Origin of the sequence: Streptomyces abyssomicinicus, from assembly GCF_008974245.1 — a bacterium.
In the GTDB taxonomy this organism is placed as follows: Bacteria; Actinomycetota; Actinomycetes; order Streptomycetales; family Streptomycetaceae; genus Streptomyces; species Streptomyces abyssomicinicus.
Genome location: NZ_BBZI01000006.1, coordinates 758,888 through 778,478 on the forward strand (window position 1 = coordinate 758,888; position 19,591 = coordinate 778,478).

Sequence of the window (19,591 nt, forward strand, 5' to 3'; positions counted from 1 at the left end):
CCTCACGACCGGGTGGCGGTGCGGGAGCAGAGGAAGACCAGCGCTCCCGCGGTCAGGCCGACCGCGGTGACCGTCAGGGCCGTGCGCGGTCCGACGGCGGCGGCGAGCAGCCCGCCGAGCAGCCCGCCCAGCGGGATCACCGCCCAGGTGACGAACCGGAAGGTGGCGCTGACCCGGCCGATGAGCTCGATGGGCACGGTGGCCTGGCGCAGCGTGATCGAGTGGATGCTGAAGACGGCGATGCCGAAGCCGTTGAGGACGTAGCCGCCGGTCAGCAGCGCGTGTGCGAGGACGCTGCCGTCGCCGGGCGCGAGCGGCAGCAGCAGCGTCGCGGCCGAGGCCACCGTCATGCCGACGACCATGGCGCGGCCCACGCCGAGCCGGGTCCCGAGCGGTCCGGCGGACAGGGCTCCGCCGAGCGCGCCGACGCTGCCCGCCGCGATGACCAGGCCGAGTCCGGCCGGGCCGAGGTGCAGCACCTTGAGGCCGTAGAGCGGGAAGACGACCAGGACGACGTCCCAGAGCAGGTTGTACCAGGACGCGTGGAACATGATCACGCGCAGGAGCCGGCTGTTCATGGTCATGCGCAGGCCCGCCACGATGTCCTTGCGGACCGAGGAGCGCCCGCCCGGGGGCCGCTCGGGCCGGGCCTCGGGGGTGCGGATGCGCAGCAGCATGCCGGTGGCGAAGAGGTAGCCGATGCAGTCGACGATGATGGCCACGGGCGCGGTGAGCACCTGGATCAGCGTCCCGCCGAGTCCCTGCCCGGCGGTCTCCGCGACGGAGCGGCTGGCCTGCAGCTTGCTGTTGCCCTCGACCAGGCGTTCCTTGGACACCAGGGACGGCAGGTACGCCTGGTAGGCCACGTCGAAGACGGCGGTGAGCACGCCGGTGGCGAACGCGACGGCGCACAGCGCCCAGATGCCGAGCCCGCCCAGCCAGGCGAGCAGCGGCACCGCCGTGAGGATGACGGCCCGCCCGAGGTTGGCGGTGATCAGCAGCGGCCGGCGGCGGACCCGGTCGGCGAGGACGCCGGCGAACAGGGTCACGCACAGCACGGGGAGGTACTGGGCGCTGTTGAGCAGTCCCAGCTCGGCGGCGCCGGCGTCGAGCAGCACGATCGCGGTGATCGGCAGGGCCAGTTCGGTGACCCGGGAGCCGAGCAGCGCGGCCGTCTGGCCGGCCCACAGCCTGCGGAAGTCGCGGTGGTGCCACAGCCCGCGGGGGCGCTTCGGCTCCGGTGCGCCCGGTGGCGCGTCGAGCAGCTCAGAGGCGGACACGTGCCACCTCCTCCACGGCCGGGACGGGCGGGGCGGGCATGACCGGCGGGGCGGGCTGGGCGGGCGGGGCGGGCGGGGCGTCGGCGGCGAGCGGGTGCCAGTCGAGCCGGTAGGCGGCCAGCGTCCGCCGGATCGCCGCCCGGACCTCTTCGGAGCTGTCGCCCCGGTAGCGGAAGGTGCCGGCGGTGTGCACCGCGCCGCCGTTGCCGCTGAGCACCGCGCCGGGCGGCGGCAGCGTCTCGGCGTACATCCCGGGCACCCGGTCCACCAGCGAGGTCACCGAGCGGACGACGGCGGGCCGCACCGGCGGCTCGGGCATCATCAGGTAGCCGGCGACCGGGCCGTCCAGGTCCATCGCCTCGACGGCCGGGGGCTCGCCGAGCTGCACCAGCGCGGAGGCGGCGACCAGGTCGACGCCGTACACCTCGTCCCACACGTACCGGACCTGACCGCCGCCGGCGCGTGCCCCGATCTCCAGGAAGACGATGTCGTCGCCGGCGTCCTCGGGGGTGCGGAACACCTCGAGGTGGAAGACGTCGTCGGTGATGCCGAGGGCCTCGCACACCCGCTCGGCGAAGACGGTGACCCGCCGCTCGAAGTCCCGGTCGTCGTTGGCGACCGAGCTGAAGGCGGTGCCGGTGGCGAAGTCGAGGCAGCTGCCGCCGCAGCGCCAGGAGCGCGAGGTGAGCAGCACGCCCCCCGACACCAGGCCGTCGACCTGGTGGAGGACCCCGTCGACGAACTCCTCGCACTGGGCGTCGCTCAGGTCGGTGTCCTCCAGCAGGCGCTCGAGCTGTTCGGGGGTGCGCACCACGTGCACGCCCTGGCTGTCGGCGCCGGCGCAGGGCTTGAGGACGAAGGGGTGGCCGTGGCGGTCGGCGAACTCCCGCACGGCGGCGGCGGTCGGCGTCCGGGCGAAGGCGGGCACCGGCAGTCCGGCCGCGGCGACCAGGCCCTTCATCACGACCTTGTCCCGCACGGCGGCGACCTCGCCGGGGGTGCGTCCGGGGATCCGGAAGCGCCCGCGGATCTCGCCCGCCAGCTCGAGGTCGAACTCGGAGAGGGCGAGGACGTGGGTGAACGGGCCGTACCGGGCGATCAGCCGCTCGGTCTCCCGCAGGGCGGCCGCGGTGTCGCCGAGGTCGGACAGCACGCGGATGTCCTCGGCCAGGTCGGGATCGAGCGGGGCCCTGCCCTCCGCGGTGGTGAGGTAGGCGACGCGGTCGGCGGTGTGGTCGATGTGGCGGTGGTACTCGGCGTAGGAGTTGGTCCAGCGGTTGATGATCAGTACGTGACGGTTCATCGGGTCTCCGGGTGGGTCAGGGCTGTTCGGGTCCGGTGGGCGCCGGGGCGGAACACCGGGGCGCGGGGCGGGGCCGGGGCGGGGGCGGCGGCCGGACGGCAGCCGGGGCCGCGGCCTCGGCCGGGGCTGCGGTCGGAACCGCGGCCGGGGCGCAGGCCTGACGGCGGCCGGGACCGTTGGGCCGCGGCCGGGGCCTTGGCCGAGGCTTTGGCCGTGGCCGCGGCTTTGGCCGTGGCCGCGGCTTTGGCCGTGGCCGCGGCTTTGGCCGTGGCCGGAGCCGGGGCTTTGGCCTTGGCCGGAGCCGGGGCTTTGGCCTTGGCCGGAGCCGGGGCTTTGGCCTTGGCCGGAGCCGGGGCTTTGGCCTTGGCCGGAGCCGAGGCTTTGGCCTTGGCCGGAGCCGAGGCTTTGGCCTTGGCCGGAGCCGGGGCTTTGGCCGGGGCCGTGGCCTCGGCCGGGGCGAGGGCGGGGGCGGGGGCGGGGGCCGGGGTGGGCATCAGCTGAAGGACACGGCGCTCTCGGCGCGTTGCAGCAGCCCCGCCGTCTCCCGGTAGGACGCGCCCGCGGCCAGCACGTAGCCGAGGCGGCCCGCCGAGCTGCCGGGGTCGGCCAGCGCGCTGCCCGGCGGCTGCAGGACGCCGATCTCGCGCACCCGCGGGTCCGACCGGAGGGCGGGGTCGACCCGGAACTCCTGGTAGGTGTCGAGTCCGGGCCGCAGGAAGTAGCGGATGCCGGCCCGGGCGGCGGTGCGGGGTGCGGCCGGTTCCGGGTTGGGCAGGCCGAGGTGGCAGCGGAGCATGATCTCGTACAGGTCGTGTCCGCGGGCCAGCCGCAGCAGGTCGGGGATCCGGTCGCCGGGCAGCCGGGCCGCGACCTCCATCAGCAGCGGACCGCGCGGGTTCATCCGCACCTCGGCGTGGAAGGGGCCGATGCGCAGGGCGACGGCGTCCAGGACGCCGGCCACGTACGTCTCGATCTCCCGGGCCGCGGAGGGGGCCAGCTGGGCGGGGACGATGTGCCCCACCTCGACGAAGTGCGGTTCGGCGCCCAGGATCTTCTCGGTGATCCCGAGCACGTGCACCCGCCCGTCCTCCACATAGCCCTCGACGCTGTACTCCGGCCCCTCGGCGTACTCCTCGACCAGCACCAGCCGCGGCCCTCGGGCCCCGGCACGGGCGCCGGAGCGCAGCGCGCTGCGGAACGCGTCGCGGGCCTCCTGCTCCGATTCGACCTTGCGCACGTCGAGGCTGCCCGACTGGTCGACCGGCTTGACCACGCACACCGGGCCCAGCTCGGTGAAGGCGGCGGCCGCGGACCGCGCGGTGGAGACCGTCCGGTAGGCGGGCTGGTCGAGGCCGGCCGCGTCGACCGCCCGGCGCATCCGGTGCTTGTGGCGCAGCCGTTCCACGCCCGCCGGGTCGATGCCGGGCAGCCCGAGCTCGGCGGCGGCACGGGCCGCCAGCGGCACGAAGTGCTCGAAGCCGGGCAGGACGGCGTCCAGCGGGGTCCCGGCGTGCAGGGCGCGGATCCGCTCGAGCGCGGCGGCCCGGTCGGCGGTGTCGGCGGTGACCACCCGGTGGGCCCCGGCGGGGGCGGCGCCGGAGGCGCCGGAGGCCAGGACGACGACGGTGTGGCCGAGGTCCCGGGCCCTGGCCACCAGTTCGAGGCCGGAGGACTGGGGCTCGATGATCAGGACGGTGGTCATGCTGCTTCCCGCGAGGCTGGGGCGCCGGCGTCCCGGAAGGCGGTGGCGCGGGCGGTGTCGATGAGCTCCATGGACCGCAGGTGCAGGGCGAGGTCGCCGTGCGGTGCGGGGCCCTCGCCGCGGAAGTGGGCGTAGGCCTGTTCGACGAACCGGGTCAGCGGGGCGTCCTGGACGACCCGGTGGACGGTGCTGCCGATGATGCGGACCTGTCCGAAGTCGTCGTCGCCGGAGACCGGGTAGTCCGCCACGAGGGTGCCCTCGGTGCCGTGGACGTGCAGCCGTCGGCGGCGCACCGGGGAGGAGAGGTCGGTGTACAGGGTGGTAATGGCGCCGTCGTGGTGGCGCAGCTCGACCTCGGCCCCGCCCAGCCCGGCGAGCCGGCCTGCCGGCAGCGGCAGGTCCCAGCCCCGGGAGGCGGTGACCTCGGCGACGGGCCCGGCCAGGTGGAGGGCGAGCAGCATCTGGTGCGGCATCTCCACCTCGAAGGCGCTGGCGTGGCCACGGTCCTGCAGCGAGCGGCGGAACCGCGGCTTGCTCTGCTCCATGTGGTACGCGACCGGTTCCCCGATCCGTCCCGCGGCGACCAGCGCCTCGGCCGCCTCGGTGACCCTGCTGTTCGGCCAGACGCTCATCGGCAGCACCACGGCACGGGTGACCTCGGCCAGGTCCACGAGGTGGGCGGCCTCCTGCACGGTGGGGGCGACCGGCTTCTCCAGAATGAAGTGCCGCGCCCCGACCGACAGCAACTGCTCCAGGCAGTCCCGGTGGGCGTCCGGCGGCACCGTCACGTGGAAGACGGCGTCGGACACCCGGTGCCCCAGGGCACGCAGGGCCCTCACGGCGCCGCGGACGTCCGGCACCCACTGCCCGCCCGGCACCTCGGCCGGACGCGGGTCGACGGCGGTCACCGGCGGGTTCCCGCCGGCGATGTCCCGCAGCGCGCGATGGTGCAGATCGCGGCCCGCACGGCCGTACCCGATGATGACGGACGGTGCATTCCTTTTCCCGCTCATCGTCGCTGTGCCTCCCCTTCAATGTCGTCCTGGAACGACTTTCGCAGCGAACCGCGAAAAGCAGCCAGACCATTTCCTCCACCCACCGGCAGTCCACCTGGAAATCGACCGGACCGGGAAATGCCTCGAAGGAGACACGGGAATTCGCGGAAGTGACACGGGCCGGGACGTCCCGCCGCGGGGAATTCCCGTTACGGTGGTGCGGCGTATTCCAGGAGCATCGCGGGGAATTCGGAGAAAGCAATTCCTCTTCGCCTTCCCCTCTCATTCTCATAAGGAGACGATTGATGACCCTCGAAGGCCGGGTCGCCCTGGTCACCGGCGGCTCCCGCGGCATCGGACGGGCCATCGCGCTCCGTCTCGCCGCCGACGGCGCCGCGGTCGCCGTCAACTACCGCTCCCGCAAGGACGAGGCCGAGCGCACCGTCGAGGAGATCACCGCCCTGGGCGGGCGGGCCGTCGCCCTGCGGGCCGACGTGGCCGACGCCGACGAGGCGCGGCAGCTGGTCGACGAGACCATAGGCGGCCTCGGCGGGCTGCACGTCCTGGTGAACAACGCCGGCGTGGCACGCGACGGCTTCCTCTGGGACCAGTCCCCCGAGGACTGGTGGGAGGTGCTCAAGGTCAACGTCGGCGGCGTCTACCACTGCACCCGTGCCGCCGCCCCGCACTTCATGTCGCAGCGCGACGGCACGGTCGTCAACATCTCGTCGGTCATGGGCGAGGGCGGCTGGATCGGCCAGTCCAACTACTCGGCCTCCAAGGGGGCCGTCAACTCCTTCACCCGGGCCGCGGCCGTCGAACTGGCCCGCTTCGAGGTCCGCGTCAACGCGGTCCTCGCCGGCTTCACGGCCACCGAGCTGATCGGCGGCCTGCTCGAGAAGGACGGCGGCCGGAGCATCAAGCGCCAGCTCCCGCTGCGCGAGTTCGCGACGCCCGAGCAGGTCGCCGGGGCGGTGTCCTTCCTGGCCGGCCCGGACTCCTCGTACATCACCGGCGAACTGCTGCGCGTGGACGGCGGCTGGGCGGGCCAGCTCGGCCTGGGCCGCCCCAAGTAGCCGGCTCCCGACGGGCCCTGCCACCGCGGTCCTCCTCACCGGTGGCGGGGCCGCACACGGGAAGGGCCCCGTACCTCCGGGTACGGGGCCCTTCCTGTCGTCCGGCGCGGCCGGGTCAGCCGATGCGGGCCAGACCGCGGGCACTGCGGCGGCCGGCGCCGCGGGAGACCGCCAGCGGGTCCCAGTCCGCGTCGCGGGCGGGCAGCAGGTCAGGGTCGCCGAACCGGGCGCCCCGGTGCACCTCGGCCAGCAGGCCGCGGTCCAGGATCTGCGAGGCGCAGGCCATGCCGCCGACCGCCGATCCGGTGATGCCGGTGCCGTAGCGGGTGTTGGTGCCCACCACGTGCAGGCCCTCGATGGTGGTGCGGGTGTCGGGACGGCTTCCCGTGCCTCCCCACCGGGCCAGCCCGTACGGCGTGCCGCCGGTCGCCAGCGTGTAGCGCTCGTGGGTGATCGGGGTGGCGGTCTCCAGGTGCACGATGTGTCGGCGGAACGGGCCGAGGGCCTCCTCCGCCGCGGCGAGCATCGACTCGGTCAGCGCGGCCTTGCGTTCCTGGTAGCCCTGGTTGCGCCGGTACCGCTCGCCGGCCGCCGGTCCCTCGCGCACCCCCCAGTAGTCGTAGGAGGGCGGGCACAGTGTCATCACCTGGAAGTTGCTGTGACCCGGCGGGCAGACCGCGCGGGCCTCCGGGTCCTTCAGCGAGGCGAACGACACGAACAGGAACGGCACCGGGTCGATGCTCTCCTTCGCCAGCTGTTCGTAGTAGCCCTCGATGTCGGCGTCCCGGTACCACCACAGGTTGGCGTTGGGGCGTTCGGGCAGCTCGGTGTCGAGCGCGATGTAGAGCGTGGCCAGCGGGTACGCCATCTCCGCCTGCCGGGTCCGGGAGACCACCCGGCGGCCGAAGTGCTCCTCGCCCACCAGGTCGAGCACGGTCCGTGAGTAGTCCGCGTTCGACACCACCAGGGGGGCGCGGTGGACGTCGCCGTCCCGCATCGCGACGCCGGTGGCCCTGCCGTCCTCCACGAGGACGCGCTCCACCCTGCTCTTCGTGCGCAGCTGGCCGCCGTGCGCCTCCAGCGCCTCGACGAGTGCCGCGGCGAGGACCTGGCCGCCGCCCTCGGGGTAGTAGGCGCCCCGCAGGTAGTGGTCGGTGACGGCCGCGTGGGTGGCGACGGTGGCCTGGCGCGGCCCCATCCCGTAGTTGGGCGACTGCGCGGCCAGCACGGTCCGCGCCCGCGGCGACAGGCCGCAGTGGTCGAAGAGCTCGCCGAGGGTGCGCCGCCCCCACTGCGCGCTGACCGGTGTGCGGGCCATCAGGTCGGACACCGACAGCTCGCTCCCGGACAGCAGCAGCGACCGGGTCTCCCCGGCGACGGCGGCGCAGATCCCGGTGAACCGGGCCAGCGCCTCCGCCTCCCCGGGCAGGGCCGCGGTCAGCCGGCCGGTGTACGCCTCCCACCCCACCGGCACGTCGACCGTGAGGCCGGGCAGCGCGATCCGGTCGAAGCCGCCGCGGTCCATCTCCCGGTAGGTCACCCGGCCGTCGAGGCCCAGGCCCGAGAAGATCGCCGGCAACACCCCGTCCGGGCCGCAGTCGCCCAGGTAGTGGACGCCCACGTCGAACTCGTAGGCGCGCCGGCGGCGGAAGACGTGGCTGTTGCCGCCCGCCACGTCGTGCTGTTCCAGTACCAGGACGCGGCGGCCACTGACGGCCAGGTACGCCGCGCACACCAGGCCGCCCATGCCGCTGCCGACGACGACGGCGTCCCACTCTTCCTGCTTCACCATGCGGTCCGTCCTGTTCTCGTAGTACGTCGGGCGCACGCCGTCCGCGGCGGCGTCGTCAGGCCCGGCCGCGCACGACCAGCGCGCCGGCGTTGCCGTCGTGGCCGACCGAGGTGACCAGGCCGATCCGGGGCGTCCCGGACGGCCGGCTCCGCCAGTGGGCGAGGAGCGCGGCCAGCTGGAGGGCGCCGGCGGCGCTGTAGGTCTCGCCGAGCACGTCGGCCACCCGCACCCGCTCCGGCACCCGGCCGAGGGCGAGGTGGACGGCGCGTTCCTCGATCCGGTCCAGACCGATGTGGTGTCCGGCGCTCAGCGACACGGTCTCCACGTCCTCGGCGCGCACCCCGCTGCGCTCCAGGGCCCGGGTGACGGCGTCGGCCAGCACCTGCGACGGCGCCCGGCGCTCCGCGGCCCCGCCGGTGGTGCCGGTCCAGCCGTGGTAGCCGACCTCGCAGGCCAGCAGGTCGACCAGGGCGTGCTCCTCGGGGGCGCGTGAGACGACGAAGACGGCGCTGCCCTCGCCGACCGGGGCGCCCTCCCGCAGCGTGCCCGCGTGGTGCCAGGCCCAGGCCGCCGGGGCGCTGAGCTCCTCCGCCCCGCCGACCAGCAGCCGGTCGGCGCGCCCGGTGGCCATGGCCAGGCGGGCGTGCCGGAAGGCGTAGAGGCCGGCGCTGCGGCCGCCGGCCACCGTGGCGTTCAGGCCCTTGAAGCCGTAGCGGATGGCCATCTGCCCGGCGCTGCAGTTCATCACGCTGTTGGAGAACTTGCCGGGGTTGATGAGGTAGGGCTTCTCCAGGGTGAGCGTCTCGTACAGCAGGTCGGAGTAGCCGGCGATGCTGCCGGTGTTGGTGGCCAGCACCACACCGGTGCGCTCCGGGTCGAGGCCGGCCGGGGCCGGGCCCGCCGCCTCGAGCGCCTCCATGCAGGCGACCAGGCCGAGCCCGGCCAGCCGGTCGAGGTTCTTGGTGCCCTTGCGCCCCAGGTGGTCGGCGGCCCGGAACCCGGGCACGGGCCGGACGGGCCGGGGCGGGTACGCCGGGTCGCCCTCGACGGCGGGGTCCGGCGCGGTGTCCCCGTCCAGCAGCGCGGCCAGGGGTGCCAGCCCGTGACCGGCGCTGGAGACCACTCCGACGCCGACCACCGCCAGCGGCTGCACCGGCGCCGACTGCGCGGGCAGGGACTGCACGGGCGCGGCCGTGGTCACGAATACCTCCCGAGGATGGTGATGACGTTGTTGCCGCCGAAGGCGAACCCGTGGTTCTGCACGATGTCGACCCGGGCGTCGCGGCCGCGGCCCGGCACGCAGTCCACACCGGGACCCAGCTCGGGGTCGGTCTCGACGAGGTTCGCGGTGGGCGGCAGGAAGTCCTGCTCGAGGGCGGTGCAGCAGGCGATGGCGCCGAAGCCGCTGGCCGCGCCCATGGTGTGGCCGAGCATCGACTTGATGGAGCTGATGGGCGGCAGCCGGTCCCCGAAAACCTGGCGCACGGCCCGGATCTCGGTGGAGTCGTTGGTCGGCGTGCCGGTGCCGTGGGCGCAGATGTAGTCGATCTGCTCCGGGGTGACCCCGGCGTCGCGGTGGGCCGCCCGGATGCAGGCGGCGATGCTGGTCGCGTCCGGGTGCACCATGTGGGCGGCGTCGCAGTTGGCGGCGTACCCGAGCACCTCGGCGTAGATCCGGGCGCCGCGCGCCAGGGCGTGGTCGAGCGGCTCCAGCAGCAGCGCCGCTCCGCCCTCGCCGGTGACGATGCCCGAGCGGCCCGCGTCGAACGGCTGCGGCAGGTCCTTCGCCATCGCGCCCAGGGCGTAGAACCCGGCGTGGGTGAGGCGGTTCACCGAGTCGGCGCCGCCGGCCAGCATGAGGTCGGCCTCGCCGGAGCGGACCATGTCGAAGGCGTACCCCAGCGCGTAGTTGCTGGCCGAGCAGGCGGTGGGGATGGTCTGGGCGTCGCCGCTCAGCCCGAGTTCGGCGTTGACGGCGCCGGCGATCTGTCCTGCGGGCATCTGCCCGACCAGGCGCGGCTCCAGGCCCTTGAGCCCCTGGGTGACCCACTGGCCGCCCAGGCTCTGGGCCACCGCGGACTCGCCGCTGGTGGTGCCCATGATGGAACCGGACCGGCCGGCGCGGAGCTCCCGCGCGTCGATCCCGGAGTCCTCGACGGCCAGGCGGGAGGCCGCGGCGGCGAGGAGCGCGCTGCGTCCCCACCGGTCGGGGTCGAGGTTGCGCAGCACGGCGGCCGGCTCGAAGCCGGCCACCTCGGCGGCCTTGCGGCTGGGGAACGGAGTGGCGTCGAAGCTGCGAACCGGCCCGATGCCGACCCGGCCCGCCCGGACGGCATCGGCGAAGTCCTTCACGCCGATACCGACCGGGCTGACCGCTCCGAGCCCCGTGATGACGACTCGGCGCACGGGCGTCTCAGGCATTCTGCGCTGCGCATCCCGCGACGGCCGCCAGCAGCACCCGCAGCGTGGTCAGGGACTCGAGCTCCTCCTTGGGCAGGACGTAGCCGAGTTCCTTCTCTATTCGGGAGACGACGGTGATCAGGGTGAGGGAGTCGCTGTCGTAGTCCTCGATGAAGTGACCGTCCTCGGTCAGCTCACCCTCCTCCAGCTCCAGCTCCTCGTTGACGATGTCGACGACCCTCAGGCGCAGGTCGGAGTCGAGTTCCAGGCTCTGCACGGTCATGATGCGTCCTTTTCGGTGAGTGGTGTGGTTCCGGAGTGGCGTGGTTCCAGTGGTTGTGGTGCGGAGGGGGCCCGGGGCGTGGGGACCCCGGGCCGGGGGACCTTGATGTGGGGGGGCTTGGGTGTGGGGGTCTTGGTGCGGAGGGACCTCGGGGTGAGGGACCTCGAGGTGAGGGCGCCTCGAGGTGGGGGGGATCCGGAGGGTCAGGCGGCGGCCGGGGTCGGCGGCGTGAGGGCTATGGCGCCGAGCTGGGTGAGCATCAGCAAGTCCTGGCGGAAGCCCCAGTGCTCGACGACCTTGCCGTCCTCGATGCGGTAGATGTGGGTCTGCTCGACGTCCACCTGGCGCTGGGTGGGGGCGATGCCCAGGAAGTCGCCGGTGTGCTTGCCGGTGAAGCGCAGCCGCAGCACGGCGCGGTCGCCCTCGGAGAAGCTGTCCAGGTGCTCCCACGTGGCGCCCTCGAAGGCGCTGTGCACCCAGCGGGCGGTGCCGAGGTAGCCGAGCGGGCCGTTCGGCACGCCGGGCTGCGCCTCGTGGTCGACGAACTCGGGGGCGACGTACGTGAGGGCGGCCTCCTCGTTCAGGTCGTTGAAGATCAGGCCCATGTTCATGCTGAGGTCGAGTGCTTCGGTGCTCATGGCGTCTCTCCTGGAGAGTGGGTTGACAGGGTTGATCTCTCGGGCGGTGGTGCGGACGGGCCGCCGGATGGCGCGGTGACGGACCGTCGGGTGGTACGGGACCGGCCGGGCGCCGCGGCGCTCCCGTTGCGCGCCGCCCGGCCGTCCCGGGCTCAGTGGCCGGCGCCCAGGCCGCCGGTGACCGGGATGACTCCGGCGGTCACGTAGGAGGCGTCGTCGCCGGCCAGGAAACGCACGGCCGCGGCGACCTCCTCGGGGGTTCCGGTGCGGGCCAGCGCGGTCCGGGCCAGGGCGGCCTGGCGGCGGGCGTCGGTGACGTCCTGGACCATGTCGGTCTCGATCATTCCGGGCGCCACCACGTTGACGGTGATGTTGCGCCGGCCCACCTCGATGGCGAGCGACCGGGCGAAGCCGATCATCGCGGCCTTGGCCGAGGCGTAGTTGGTCTGGCCGGGGGCGCCCGACATGCTGTTGATGGACGACATGTAGATCAGCCGGCCCCAGCGCGCCTTGATCATCGCCGGGACGACCTCCCGGGTGACGGTGACGGCGGCCTGGAAGTTGGTCTCCATCACGTCCCGGAAGTCCTCCTCCGGCATGCCGATCAGCACCTGGTCGCGGGTGATGCCCGCGTTGGACACCAGGATCTCCACCGGCCCCTGCTGGATGGTCACCTCCTCGACGGCGGCCTTGACCTGGGCGGGGTCGGTCACGTCGCACCGGACTCCGAAGAGGCCGGACGGCGGCTCCCCGGTGCGGTACGTCACGGCGACCTTGTTGCCCTCGGCCGCCAGGGCCCGTGCGGTGGCGAGCCCGATGCCCCGGTTTCCGCCGGTGACGAGGACGGAGCGACTCATGTGCGCCTCCTTCTGCGGTTGCGATGGGGGCCTTGCGGCGATGTCACGGACGGACGCCTGCCTCGGCGCGGTCCAGGAGGGAGGCGAGCTGTGCGCCCGCGCTGTCGGCGTCGGTGAACAGCACCGCCCGCCAGCCGGCCGCCTCGGCGCCGGCGCAGTTGTGCTCGAGGTCGTCCACCAGCACGCAGCGTTCCGCGGGGACGCCCGCCCGCCGGGCGGCGAGCTCGAACATGCCGGGGGACGGCTTGCGGTGGCCCACCTCGAAGGAGAGCAGGACGTCGTCGAAGAGTTCGGCCGAGTCGATCATGCGCCGCCAGTGCTGGTCCCAGGCGGGCACCATGTTGGACAGCAGCCCGACGAACGCCCCGCCGTCCCGGGCCTTGCGCAGCTGCGCCGCCCAGGCGTGGTTGGTCTCCCGCCCGTCGAACCAGGCGTCCGCCATCGTGGTGAGGCGGAGCCGGACGCCGTGCTCGGCCTCCAGCACGTCACCGATCTCGCGGAGCCATTCCTCCTCGCCGACCAGCGGGGTGTCGATCGGCTCCATGATGTCGTCGGTCCCGTACCGGGCCGTGACCGTGGCCACGGCCCGCAGCAGGATCCGCTGGTCCACGCCGGTCGACGCGCAGAACGTCGCCATGGTGTGGCTCAGCGGAGGGGTGAGGACGCCGCCGAAGTCGGACCAGACGGCCCACCGGGTCGCTGTGTTCTCGCTCATGTCAGATCCTCACGATCCGTTGGGACGGGCGGCGTCGACGACGGTGACGGTGAGCTCCGCGATCTCCTGGTCGTCCTGCCGGAAGCGGACCCGCACGGCGTGCCGGCCGTCGTCCTCGCGGGTGCGGTGCGCCGTCGCCGTCAACGGCACGTCCAGTTCGGCGAAGCGGTGGAAGCTGCCCTCGTACCCGCCGGCGTAGCCGGGCGAGGCGGAACCGGTCGCGGCGCCCACGGCGAGCAGCGCCAGCTGGCGCGCCCCCTCGACCAGCGTCATGGCCGGCAGGTGGTCGTAGGCGTGGTCGAACAGCGCCGGGTTGTCCAGGCGGGGCGCGACCACCGCCGTGACGGTCTCCCCGTCGAACTCCGGTGCGGCGAGGACGACGTTCAGCGGGTTGGCGCGCCCCACCCGGGCCGGGTCGACCCGGGTGGGAGCGCCGGGCACCTCGGTGAGGTCCGAGCTCAGCGGTGCGGGCGTGCCCCGCTGGGAGTGGCGCAGGATCTCGTTCTCGTCGCCCTTCAGGAAAAGGACGTCCATGGTGTGGTCGCCGACGTGCACGTCCCCCATGTAGATCCGCTGCTCCAGCCGGCCCTTGCGGTACCGCCCGTTGTGCCGGGCGGTCTTCCCGTAGAAGTCGGTGTCGATGCGGGGCTCGCCCGCCTCGCCGCCGATCCGCAGCGCGTCCAGGTTCCGCAGCGAGAACCGGAAGCCGTGGACGATGGCCATGGTCCCGACCGGGACTCCGGCGTTGGTGTGGGATCCGGCGATCGCGGCCTGCCGGCCCGCCTCCAGCAGCAGCAGCGAGTCGTGCAGCCGGGGCTGCTCCTGGTGGTCGCTGTAGTAGAGGTGGGTCAGCGGCAGGTGGATCCCGGCGGTCACCGCCATCGGCCGCACGGTCCGCACGTCGGTCACGAAGACCTCGGAGATCGCGGACCGGTGCGCGAGGGACCGTTCGATGGTGCGCCCGTACTCGACCGCGGGGACCACGGACGCGGAGGCGTCCTCCAGTACCTGTGTGGACATCAGTTTCCCTCCGGACCAGTTGTCGAGGTGCTGTGCCGTGAGCCGGTCACACGGCCGGGACGGCCACCGGCTTCGGCTCGACGACGCCTTCGTCGCCCTCGCCGGCCTGGGTCGAGCGGTGCCGGATGAACAGTCCGCTCACCGCGCCGAGCATCACCACGGCCACGCCGATCCACAGCGCGCCCTCGAGGCCGTCGGTGAACGCCGCCTCCGGGCCGCCGTCGTTGCCGGCGAAGCGGTGGCTGAAGACGGTGGTGAGGGCGGCGACACCGAGCGCGCCGCCGAACTCGCGGCTGGTGTTGTTGGCGCCGGAGGCCTTGTTGTGCTCGTTCTCCCGCACCGAGGCGATCACCGTGGCGGGGTTGCCGGCGAAGACCAGGCCCATGCCGATGCCCGCCAGGGCGAGCGCCGGGACCATGGCGCCGTAGCCGACGTCGGGGGTCAGGATGAAGGCGATCCAGCCCAGGCCGATGCCCTGGAGGGCACAGCCCGCGGCCTGCAGGATCCCGCCGCCGATGCGGTCGACGAACTGGGTGGCGACGGGCACCACGATCATCGGGGCGATGGTCCACGGGAGGGTCCGCAGTCCGGCCTCGAAGGGCGAGTAGCCCATCGGGCCCTGCAGGAACTGCGTCAGGAAGAAGATCGACCCGAAGACGCCGAAGTACATCGTGATCGACACCACGTTGCTCAGCACGAACGCCGGCACGCGGTACATGTGCGTCGGGATCAGCGGGGCCTGGCTGGCGCGCTCGGAGACGACGAACGCCACCGCCAGCACCAGCGCCGCCCCGAGACCGACCAGGGTGCCGGTGCGGGTCCAGCCGTGGTCGGCGGCCGAGACGATGCCCCAGACGGCGGCGACGACCGAGCCGGTGACCAGCAGCATGCTGACGACGTTCAGTTCGCGCTCGTTGCCCCGGCTCTCCTTGACCGCCCACAGGGCGAGCGGCAGGGCGATCACGCCGACCGGCACGTTGATCCAGAAGATCCAGCTCCAGTCGATCTGCTCGGTCACCAGGCCGCCCGCGAGCGGCCCGAAGGCGATGCCGAGGCCGTTGACCCCGCCCCACACCCCGACGGCCATGTTGCGCTGGGCCCGGGAGACGGCGGCGACGGCCAGGGTGAGCGAGACCGGCAGGATCGCCGCGGCGCCCGCGCCCTGCAGGATCCGCGCGGCGACCAGCGTGCCGACGGAGTCGGCCAGGGCGCAGGCCACGGAGGACGCGGTGAACAGGACGACACCGCCGAGGAACACCCGGCGCCGGCCGAAGCGGTCACCGAGGGCGGCGCCGGCCAGCAGCAGGCCGGCGAAGGCCAGCACGTAGCCGTTCATCACCCACTGGAGCGCGGACTGCTTGACCTCGAACTGCTCGCTGATCGCCGGCAGCGCGTTGGTGACGACGAGGTTGTCCAGCGAGACCATGAACATCGGCAGGGACGTCGCGATCAACGCCCACACCGAGGTGGATCCCTTGGTGGTGGTCGCGGTGGTCATCGGTTGCTCTCCTTGCTGGAGGTGGCGCCGGGGAGGCGGCGGAGGACGATCAGGTCGGAGGTGCGTCCGGCCAGGACCTCACCGACCTGACCGCTGAGCACGTAGTCGCCGTACGGCGTGAGCGCCACGGTCGTGGGGCCGCCGACCGGCCACGGCTGGACCTGGCTGCGGAGAGTGGCGCTGCGCCAGCCGTCCCGGGAGGAGAGGACCGAGACGCCGTCCACCCCGCCCGGCACGCCGACCGCCTCGCCGATGGAGTTGGTGACGACGACCACGGAGCCGTCCGGACGCAGCTGGAGGCCGTCCGTGCCGACCATCGGCCGCGGCAGCCGGACCTCGGTCACCCGACGGCCGTAGGGGGCGTCGGGCTTGATGCGGTACATGGTCCCGGTGTCGTAGCGCAGGGCGAGCAGGTAGCCGTCGGGGTGCCAGACGATGCCGTTCAGGCCGACGATGTCGGCGGCGAAGCGGGGGTCGCTCACCACGGTGCTGACCCGCCCGCGGCGGTCGATCCGCTGCAGCGTGTCCGACACGGAGTCCGTGACGTAGATGTTGCCCTTGTCGTCGAAGGTCAGGTCGTTGGCGAAGGTCCGCTCCCGCCCTCCGGAGAGGTCGACGCGGCGCTGGAGCTCGCCCGTGTCGAGGGCGAAGATGGCCACCCCGGACGTGGGCGGCTGGTCGCCGACCTCCAGGCGCTGGCGGATCCAGAAGTCGCTGTAGGCGACGATGATGCGGTTGCGGGCGGTGTCCACCCGCACCCCGAGTGTCGACACCATGCCGATGCTGGGGGCGAGTTCGGTGACGGTGCCGTCCAGCTCGATGACCGACAGGTCGCCCGAGAGGGCGGAGGTGGCGATGAAGGCACGGCGGGTGGGGTCCCAGGCGAAGCCTTCCGGGTACACGTCGGCCGCGTGGGTCTCGATCACGTCCGGGCCCAGGTAATGGCCTGCGGCGGCGCGGGACGGCTGCGCCGGGGCGGCGGCGGCCGGCAGCGCGACGGGTACGACGGCCGCGAGTACGGCCGCTGAGGCGACGGCGGTTCGTATCGACAGGGTGCGGGACACTGCTTTCCTTTCGTCGGGGAATGTGGTCGGGAATGCGGGGGGTGATCCGGGGTGATACCGAATTCACATAAGCCCGACCGACGGGTTCCACGGTCGTTGCATCGGCGGAACTCGAACGGCAACTCAGCGGCAGTGATGCCCAGTTGAGGGGCACATCCGAATCTAGGCGGGCTGCCGGCGTTTCCCCAGGCCACCTAGGGCGTACCGGAATGCCTCCTTGGAGGCATCACCGGAGCGCCGCGGCCCCCCACGACGGCGGGAACCCCTGGTCAGCGGCGGCGGACGGACGGCGGCGGCCCGGGCGGGCGGAACGCCCCGGGGAACGGTCGGGCACCTGCCCGGGCCGCGGCCGCCCCCGCCCGCACGAGCGCGCTCAGGCCCGTGCCCGCGCCCACGGCAGGACCGGTCGCCGCACCCGTCGTCCGTCCGGCCCGCGTCGGCGTGGCGGCGACGGCGACGGCCGTGGCGAAACCGCGACGGCGACGGCCGGGGGCGGATCTCAGGCGAAGCGGCGAGCGGGTCCGGAACCCGCAGCGGGCTCGGTCACGGGGCCAGAGCCCCGCGGCGCGCGGCCGCGGTCTCTCGCGCCGTCCCGTGGCCCGTCGCGCCGCGCAGCCGCCGCCGGGCGGCGTCCCGGTCCGGGACCGCGGCGCAGTGCTCGGCCGCGTAGAGCCGCAGCAGGTCGTGAATGCGGAACCGGTCCCCGGCGGTCCGCCGCACGAGCGCCGCGGTCACCAGCGCGTCGAGCAGCGGCGACGCGACACCCACGGGCGCGTCGAGCAGCAGGGCCGCCGCCTCGACGCCGAAGTCGGGCCCGGGGTGCAACGCGAGCAGGGCGAACAGCCGGGCCGCGTCCGGCGCCAGCGCGGCGTGGGAGTGGTCGAAGGCGGTCCGGACGGCAACGCGCGGATCACCCGGTACGCACAGCTTGGCGAGCCGCCCCTCACCGGCGAGGTCGCGGGCGTGGTCGCGCAGCGACCGTACGGGCCGCGCGGCGATGTTGACGCCGGCGATGCGCAGCGCCAGCGGCAGGTGGCCGCAGAGCGCCGCCACGCGATCGGCCGCCTCCGGCTCGTCGGCCACCTCACGGGCGCCGACGGCGTCGGCCAGCACCGCGCGGGCCTCGGCCGGGGCGAGCACGTCCAGGAGCACCGTGCGGGCGGCATGGCTCGCCACCAGGCCCCGCAGGTCCGACCGGCCGGTGACCAGCACGGTGACCCCCGGCGTCCCGGGCAGCAGCGGCCTCACCTGCTCGGCGTGGGCCGCGTCGTCCAGGACGAGGAGCACCCGGCGGCCGGCCAGACGGCTGCGGAAGGCCGCCGCCCGGTCGTCCGGCGACTCGGGGACGTCCCCGGGCCGCTGCCCGGAGGCCCGCAGCAGCGCGCCCAGCACCTCTCCCGGATCACGCGGCCGCGCGCCGTCGCCCGACAGCCGCACGTACCACTGGCCGTCCGGGAAGGCCTCCCGCAGCCGATGCCCCAGCAGGGTGGCGAGCGCGGACTTCCCCACACCCGGCGGCCCCCACAGCACGACCGGCGTGACCGCCCCGGCGGTCAGCTCCCGCTCCAGGCGCCGCACCAGGTCGGCACGGCCGACGAACCCGGGCACGCCCATCGGCAGCTGGCACTGGACCGCCCAGTCGGAGGCCCCGGCCGCCGGCACCGGAACCGGCACGTGCGGGACCCCCGGGGCCGGGGCCACCGGCACCAGGGCCGGAGCCGGGGCGGAGGCGGGGGCGGAGACCGGGGCCGGGGCCGGGGCCGAGACCGAGGCGGAGACCGGAGCCGGGACGGAGGCCGGAGCCGAGGCCGGGACGGAGGCCGGGGGCGAGGCCGGGACGGAGGCCGGGGGCGAGGCGGAGACCGGGGCCGGGGCGGAGGCCAAGGCGGAGACCGGAACCGGGACGGAGGCCGGAGCCAAAGCCGGAGCCGGAGCCGAGGCGGAAACCGAGGCCGGGACGGAGGCCGGGGGCGAGGCCGGGACGGAGGCCGGGGGCGAGGCGGAGACCGGGGCCGGGGCGGAGGCCAAGGCGGAGACCGGAACCGGGACGGAGGCCGGAGCCAAAGCCGGAGCCGGAGCCGAGGCGGAAACCGGGGCCGGGACCGAGGCGGAGACCGGGGCCGAGGCCGGAGCCGGAGCCGAGGCCGGGACGGAGGCCGGGGCCGGGGCCGGGGTCGGGGTCGGGGTCGGGGTCGGTGTCGGTGTCGGTGTCGGTGTCGGTGTCGGTGTCGGTGACAAGGGTTCCCCCGCCAGCAGCGCCGCGTGCAGCGCCCGCAGCTCGTGCCCAGGATCGATGCCCAGGTCCTCGGCGAACGTGGCCCGGACCAGGCGGTAGTGGGCGAGCGCGCCGGCGGTCCGGCCGGCGCGGTGGAGCGCCAGCATGTACTGGCCGGCGACCCGCTCGTCCAGCGGCCGCTCGACGCACCGCCCGGACAGCAGGGGCAGCAGCGCGGCGTGGTCGCCGAGCCGCAGCCGCCGCTCCACGTAGTCCGACTCCGCGGCCTCCCGCTCGAGGACCAGTCCCTCCCGCGCCGCGTTGAACCACGGCGTGTCCACCCCCGCGAACGGCTCACCCCGCCACAGCGCGAACGCCTCCCGGTACAACGCCACCGCCGTCCCGTCGTCCACGGCCGACGCCCGGCGCAGCAGATCACGGAACAGGTGCACGTCCACGGCGAGTTCACGGACGGCGACCGTGTAACCGCCGCCCGCGCGCTCCGGGCCCGCGCCGCCGCCGAGCACCCGCCGCAGCCGCGACACGTAGCTGTACAGCGTCTCCCGCGCCCGCTGCGGTGCCCGGTCACCCCACACCCGGTCCGCCAGCGCGTCGATCGGGACCACCCGGCCCGCGTCCACCAGCAGCGCCGCCAGCACGGTCCGCTGCCGCGACGGCCCCAGGGACGCCGGCTCCGCGCCGCCGACGTCCGCCTCCATGCTGCCGAGCAGCCGGAACTCCCTCACGATCCCT

At 74.3% G+C, this 19,591-nt stretch carries 16 protein-coding genes; 1 reads left to right on the forward strand and 15 read right to left on the reverse strand.

From position 1 onward, the window contains the following. Nucleotides 1-2: 2 nt before the first annotated feature. From GBN72_RS10800 to GBN72_RS10820, 4 genes are all read right to left on the reverse strand, one after another. On the reverse strand, nt 3-1,280 hold the full coding sequence (locus tag GBN72_RS10800; RefSeq protein ID WP_151771488.1) for an MFS transporter: 1,278 nt from the start codon (nt 1,278-1,280) through the stop codon (nt 3-5). After that, on the reverse strand, nt 1,267-2,583 hold the full coding sequence (locus GBN72_RS10805) for an ATP-grasp domain-containing protein (RefSeq protein ID WP_151771489.1): 1,317 nt from the start codon (nt 2,581-2,583) through the stop codon (nt 1,267-1,269). The genes GBN72_RS10800 and GBN72_RS10805 overlap by 14 nt, the downstream gene beginning before the upstream one ends. 493 nt (nt 2,584-3,076) lie before the next feature. After that, nucleotides 3,077-4,285, reverse strand: coding sequence for an ATP-grasp domain-containing protein (locus GBN72_RS10815; protein WP_151771491.1), 1,209 nt, complete (start codon nt 4,283-4,285; stop codon nt 3,077-3,079). Then, nucleotides 4,282-5,298 carry a Gfo/Idh/MocA family protein gene (locus tag GBN72_RS10820; RefSeq protein WP_151771492.1) on the reverse strand — a complete coding sequence of 339 codons (1,017 nt, stop codon included), beginning with the start codon at nt 5,296-5,298 and terminating at the stop codon, nt 4,282-4,284. Before GBN72_RS10820 ends, GBN72_RS10815 begins: the two co-directional genes overlap by 4 nt. 287 nt (nt 5,299-5,585) lie before the next feature. Between GBN72_RS10820 and GBN72_RS10825 the strand changes: the two genes are divergently transcribed. Beyond that, entirely contained in the window at nt 5,586-6,356 is a 771-nt protein-coding gene (locus GBN72_RS10825) for an SDR family NAD(P)-dependent oxidoreductase (RefSeq protein ID WP_151771493.1), read from the forward strand. A 115-nt stretch (nt 6,357-6,471) separates the two neighbouring features. On the opposite strand, the gene GBN72_RS10830 is transcribed toward GBN72_RS10825, so the two are convergent. The 11 genes from GBN72_RS10830 to GBN72_RS35180 form a co-directional block, all read right to left on the reverse strand. After that, the gene (locus GBN72_RS10830) at nt 6,472-8,148 is read right to left on the reverse strand and encodes a phytoene desaturase family protein (RefSeq protein WP_151771494.1); all 1,677 of its coding nucleotides are present in this window, start codon (nt 8,146-8,148) and stop codon (nt 6,472-6,474) included. A 55-nt stretch (nt 8,149-8,203) separates the two neighbouring features. Next, the gene (locus GBN72_RS34060; RefSeq protein WP_164540542.1) at nt 8,204-9,349 is read right to left on the reverse strand and encodes a beta-ketoacyl synthase N-terminal-like domain-containing protein; all 1,146 of its coding nucleotides are present in this window, start codon (nt 9,347-9,349) and stop codon (nt 8,204-8,206) included. After that, complete coding sequence (locus GBN72_RS10845) at nt 9,346-10,569, reverse strand: beta-ketoacyl-[acyl-carrier-protein] synthase family protein (protein WP_174887106.1); 1,224 nt, start codon at nt 10,567-10,569, stop codon at nt 9,346-9,348. The genes GBN72_RS34060 and GBN72_RS10845 overlap by 4 nt, the downstream gene beginning before the upstream one ends. Further along, a complete protein-coding gene (locus GBN72_RS10850) occupies nt 10,562-10,831 on the reverse strand; it encodes an acyl carrier protein (RefSeq protein ID WP_151771496.1) in 270 nt (89 codons plus the stop codon). The genes GBN72_RS10845 and GBN72_RS10850 overlap by 8 nt, the downstream gene beginning before the upstream one ends. Before the next feature lie 203 nt (nt 10,832-11,034). After that, nucleotides 11,035-11,469 (reverse strand): ester cyclase, encoded by a 435-nt coding sequence (locus tag GBN72_RS10855; RefSeq protein WP_151771497.1) that lies wholly within the window; start codon nt 11,467-11,469, stop codon nt 11,035-11,037. 152 nt (nt 11,470-11,621) lie between these two features. Further along, a complete protein-coding gene (gene fabG, locus GBN72_RS10860) occupies nt 11,622-12,326 on the reverse strand; it encodes a 3-oxoacyl-ACP reductase FabG (RefSeq protein ID WP_151771498.1) in 705 nt (234 codons plus the stop codon). A 43-nt stretch (nt 12,327-12,369) separates the two neighbouring features. After that, on the reverse strand, nt 12,370-13,041 hold the full coding sequence (locus GBN72_RS10865; protein WP_151771499.1) for an HAD-IA family hydrolase: 672 nt from the start codon (nt 13,039-13,041) through the stop codon (nt 12,370-12,372). Nucleotides 13,042-13,050: 9 nt separating this feature from the next. Next, nucleotides 13,051-14,061 (reverse strand): AfsA-related hotdog domain-containing protein, encoded by a 1,011-nt coding sequence (locus tag GBN72_RS10870; protein WP_151771500.1) that lies wholly within the window; start codon nt 14,059-14,061, stop codon nt 13,051-13,053. Nucleotides 14,062-14,107: 46 nt separating this feature from the next. Then, on the reverse strand, nt 14,108-15,559 hold the full coding sequence (locus tag GBN72_RS10875; protein WP_151771501.1) for an MFS transporter: 1,452 nt from the start codon (nt 15,557-15,559) through the stop codon (nt 14,108-14,110). After that, nucleotides 15,556-16,623, reverse strand: a complete 1,068-nt coding sequence (locus GBN72_RS10880) for an SMP-30/gluconolactonase/LRE family protein (RefSeq protein WP_246212412.1) — start codon at nt 16,621-16,623, stop codon at nt 15,556-15,558. The genes GBN72_RS10875 and GBN72_RS10880 overlap by 4 nt, the downstream gene beginning before the upstream one ends. Before the next feature lie 543 nt (nt 16,624-17,166). Then, entirely contained in the window at nt 17,167-19,584 is a 2,418-nt protein-coding gene (locus tag GBN72_RS35180; RefSeq protein WP_246212413.1) for an AfsR/SARP family transcriptional regulator, read from the reverse strand. Between the last annotated feature and the right edge of the window lie 7 nt (nt 19,585-19,591).

Excerpts from the sequence above, each read along its gene's own strand:
- GBN72_RS10805 (WP_151771489.1), bottom strand. The coding sequence starts at position 2,583 with ATGAACCGTCACGTACTGATCATCAACCGCTGGACCAACTCCTACGCC.
- GBN72_RS10815 (WP_151771491.1), bottom strand. The coding sequence starts at position 4,285 with ATGACCACCGTCCTGATCATCGAGCCCCAGTCCTCCGGCCTCGAACTG.
- GBN72_RS10820 (WP_151771492.1), bottom strand. The coding sequence starts at position 5,298 with ATGAGCGGGAAAAGGAATGCACCGTCCGTCATCATCGGGTACGGCCGT.
- GBN72_RS10825 (WP_151771493.1), top strand. The coding sequence starts at position 5,586 with ATGACCCTCGAAGGCCGGGTCGCCCTGGTCACCGGCGGCTCCCGCGGC.
- GBN72_RS10830 (WP_151771494.1), bottom strand. The coding sequence starts at position 8,148 with ATGGTGAAGCAGGAAGAGTGGGACGCCGTCGTCGTCGGCAGCGGCATG.
- GBN72_RS10845 (WP_174887106.1), bottom strand. The coding sequence starts at position 10,569 with ATGCCTGAGACGCCCGTGCGCCGAGTCGTCATCACGGGGCTCGGAGCG.
- GBN72_RS10850 (WP_151771496.1), bottom strand. The coding sequence starts at position 10,831 with ATGACCGTGCAGAGCCTGGAACTCGACTCCGACCTGCGCCTGAGGGTC.
- GBN72_RS10855 (WP_151771497.1), bottom strand. The coding sequence starts at position 11,469 with ATGAGCACCGAAGCACTCGACCTCAGCATGAACATGGGCCTGATCTTC.
- fabG (WP_151771498.1), bottom strand. The coding sequence starts at position 12,326 with ATGAGTCGCTCCGTCCTCGTCACCGGCGGAAACCGGGGCATCGGGCTC.
- GBN72_RS10865 (WP_151771499.1), bottom strand. The coding sequence starts at position 13,041 with ATGAGCGAGAACACAGCGACCCGGTGGGCCGTCTGGTCCGACTTCGGC.
- GBN72_RS10870 (WP_151771500.1), bottom strand. The coding sequence starts at position 14,061 with ATGTCCACACAGGTACTGGAGGACGCCTCCGCGTCCGTGGTCCCCGCG.
- GBN72_RS10875 (WP_151771501.1), bottom strand. The coding sequence starts at position 15,559 with ATGACCACCGCGACCACCACCAAGGGATCCACCTCGGTGTGGGCGTTG.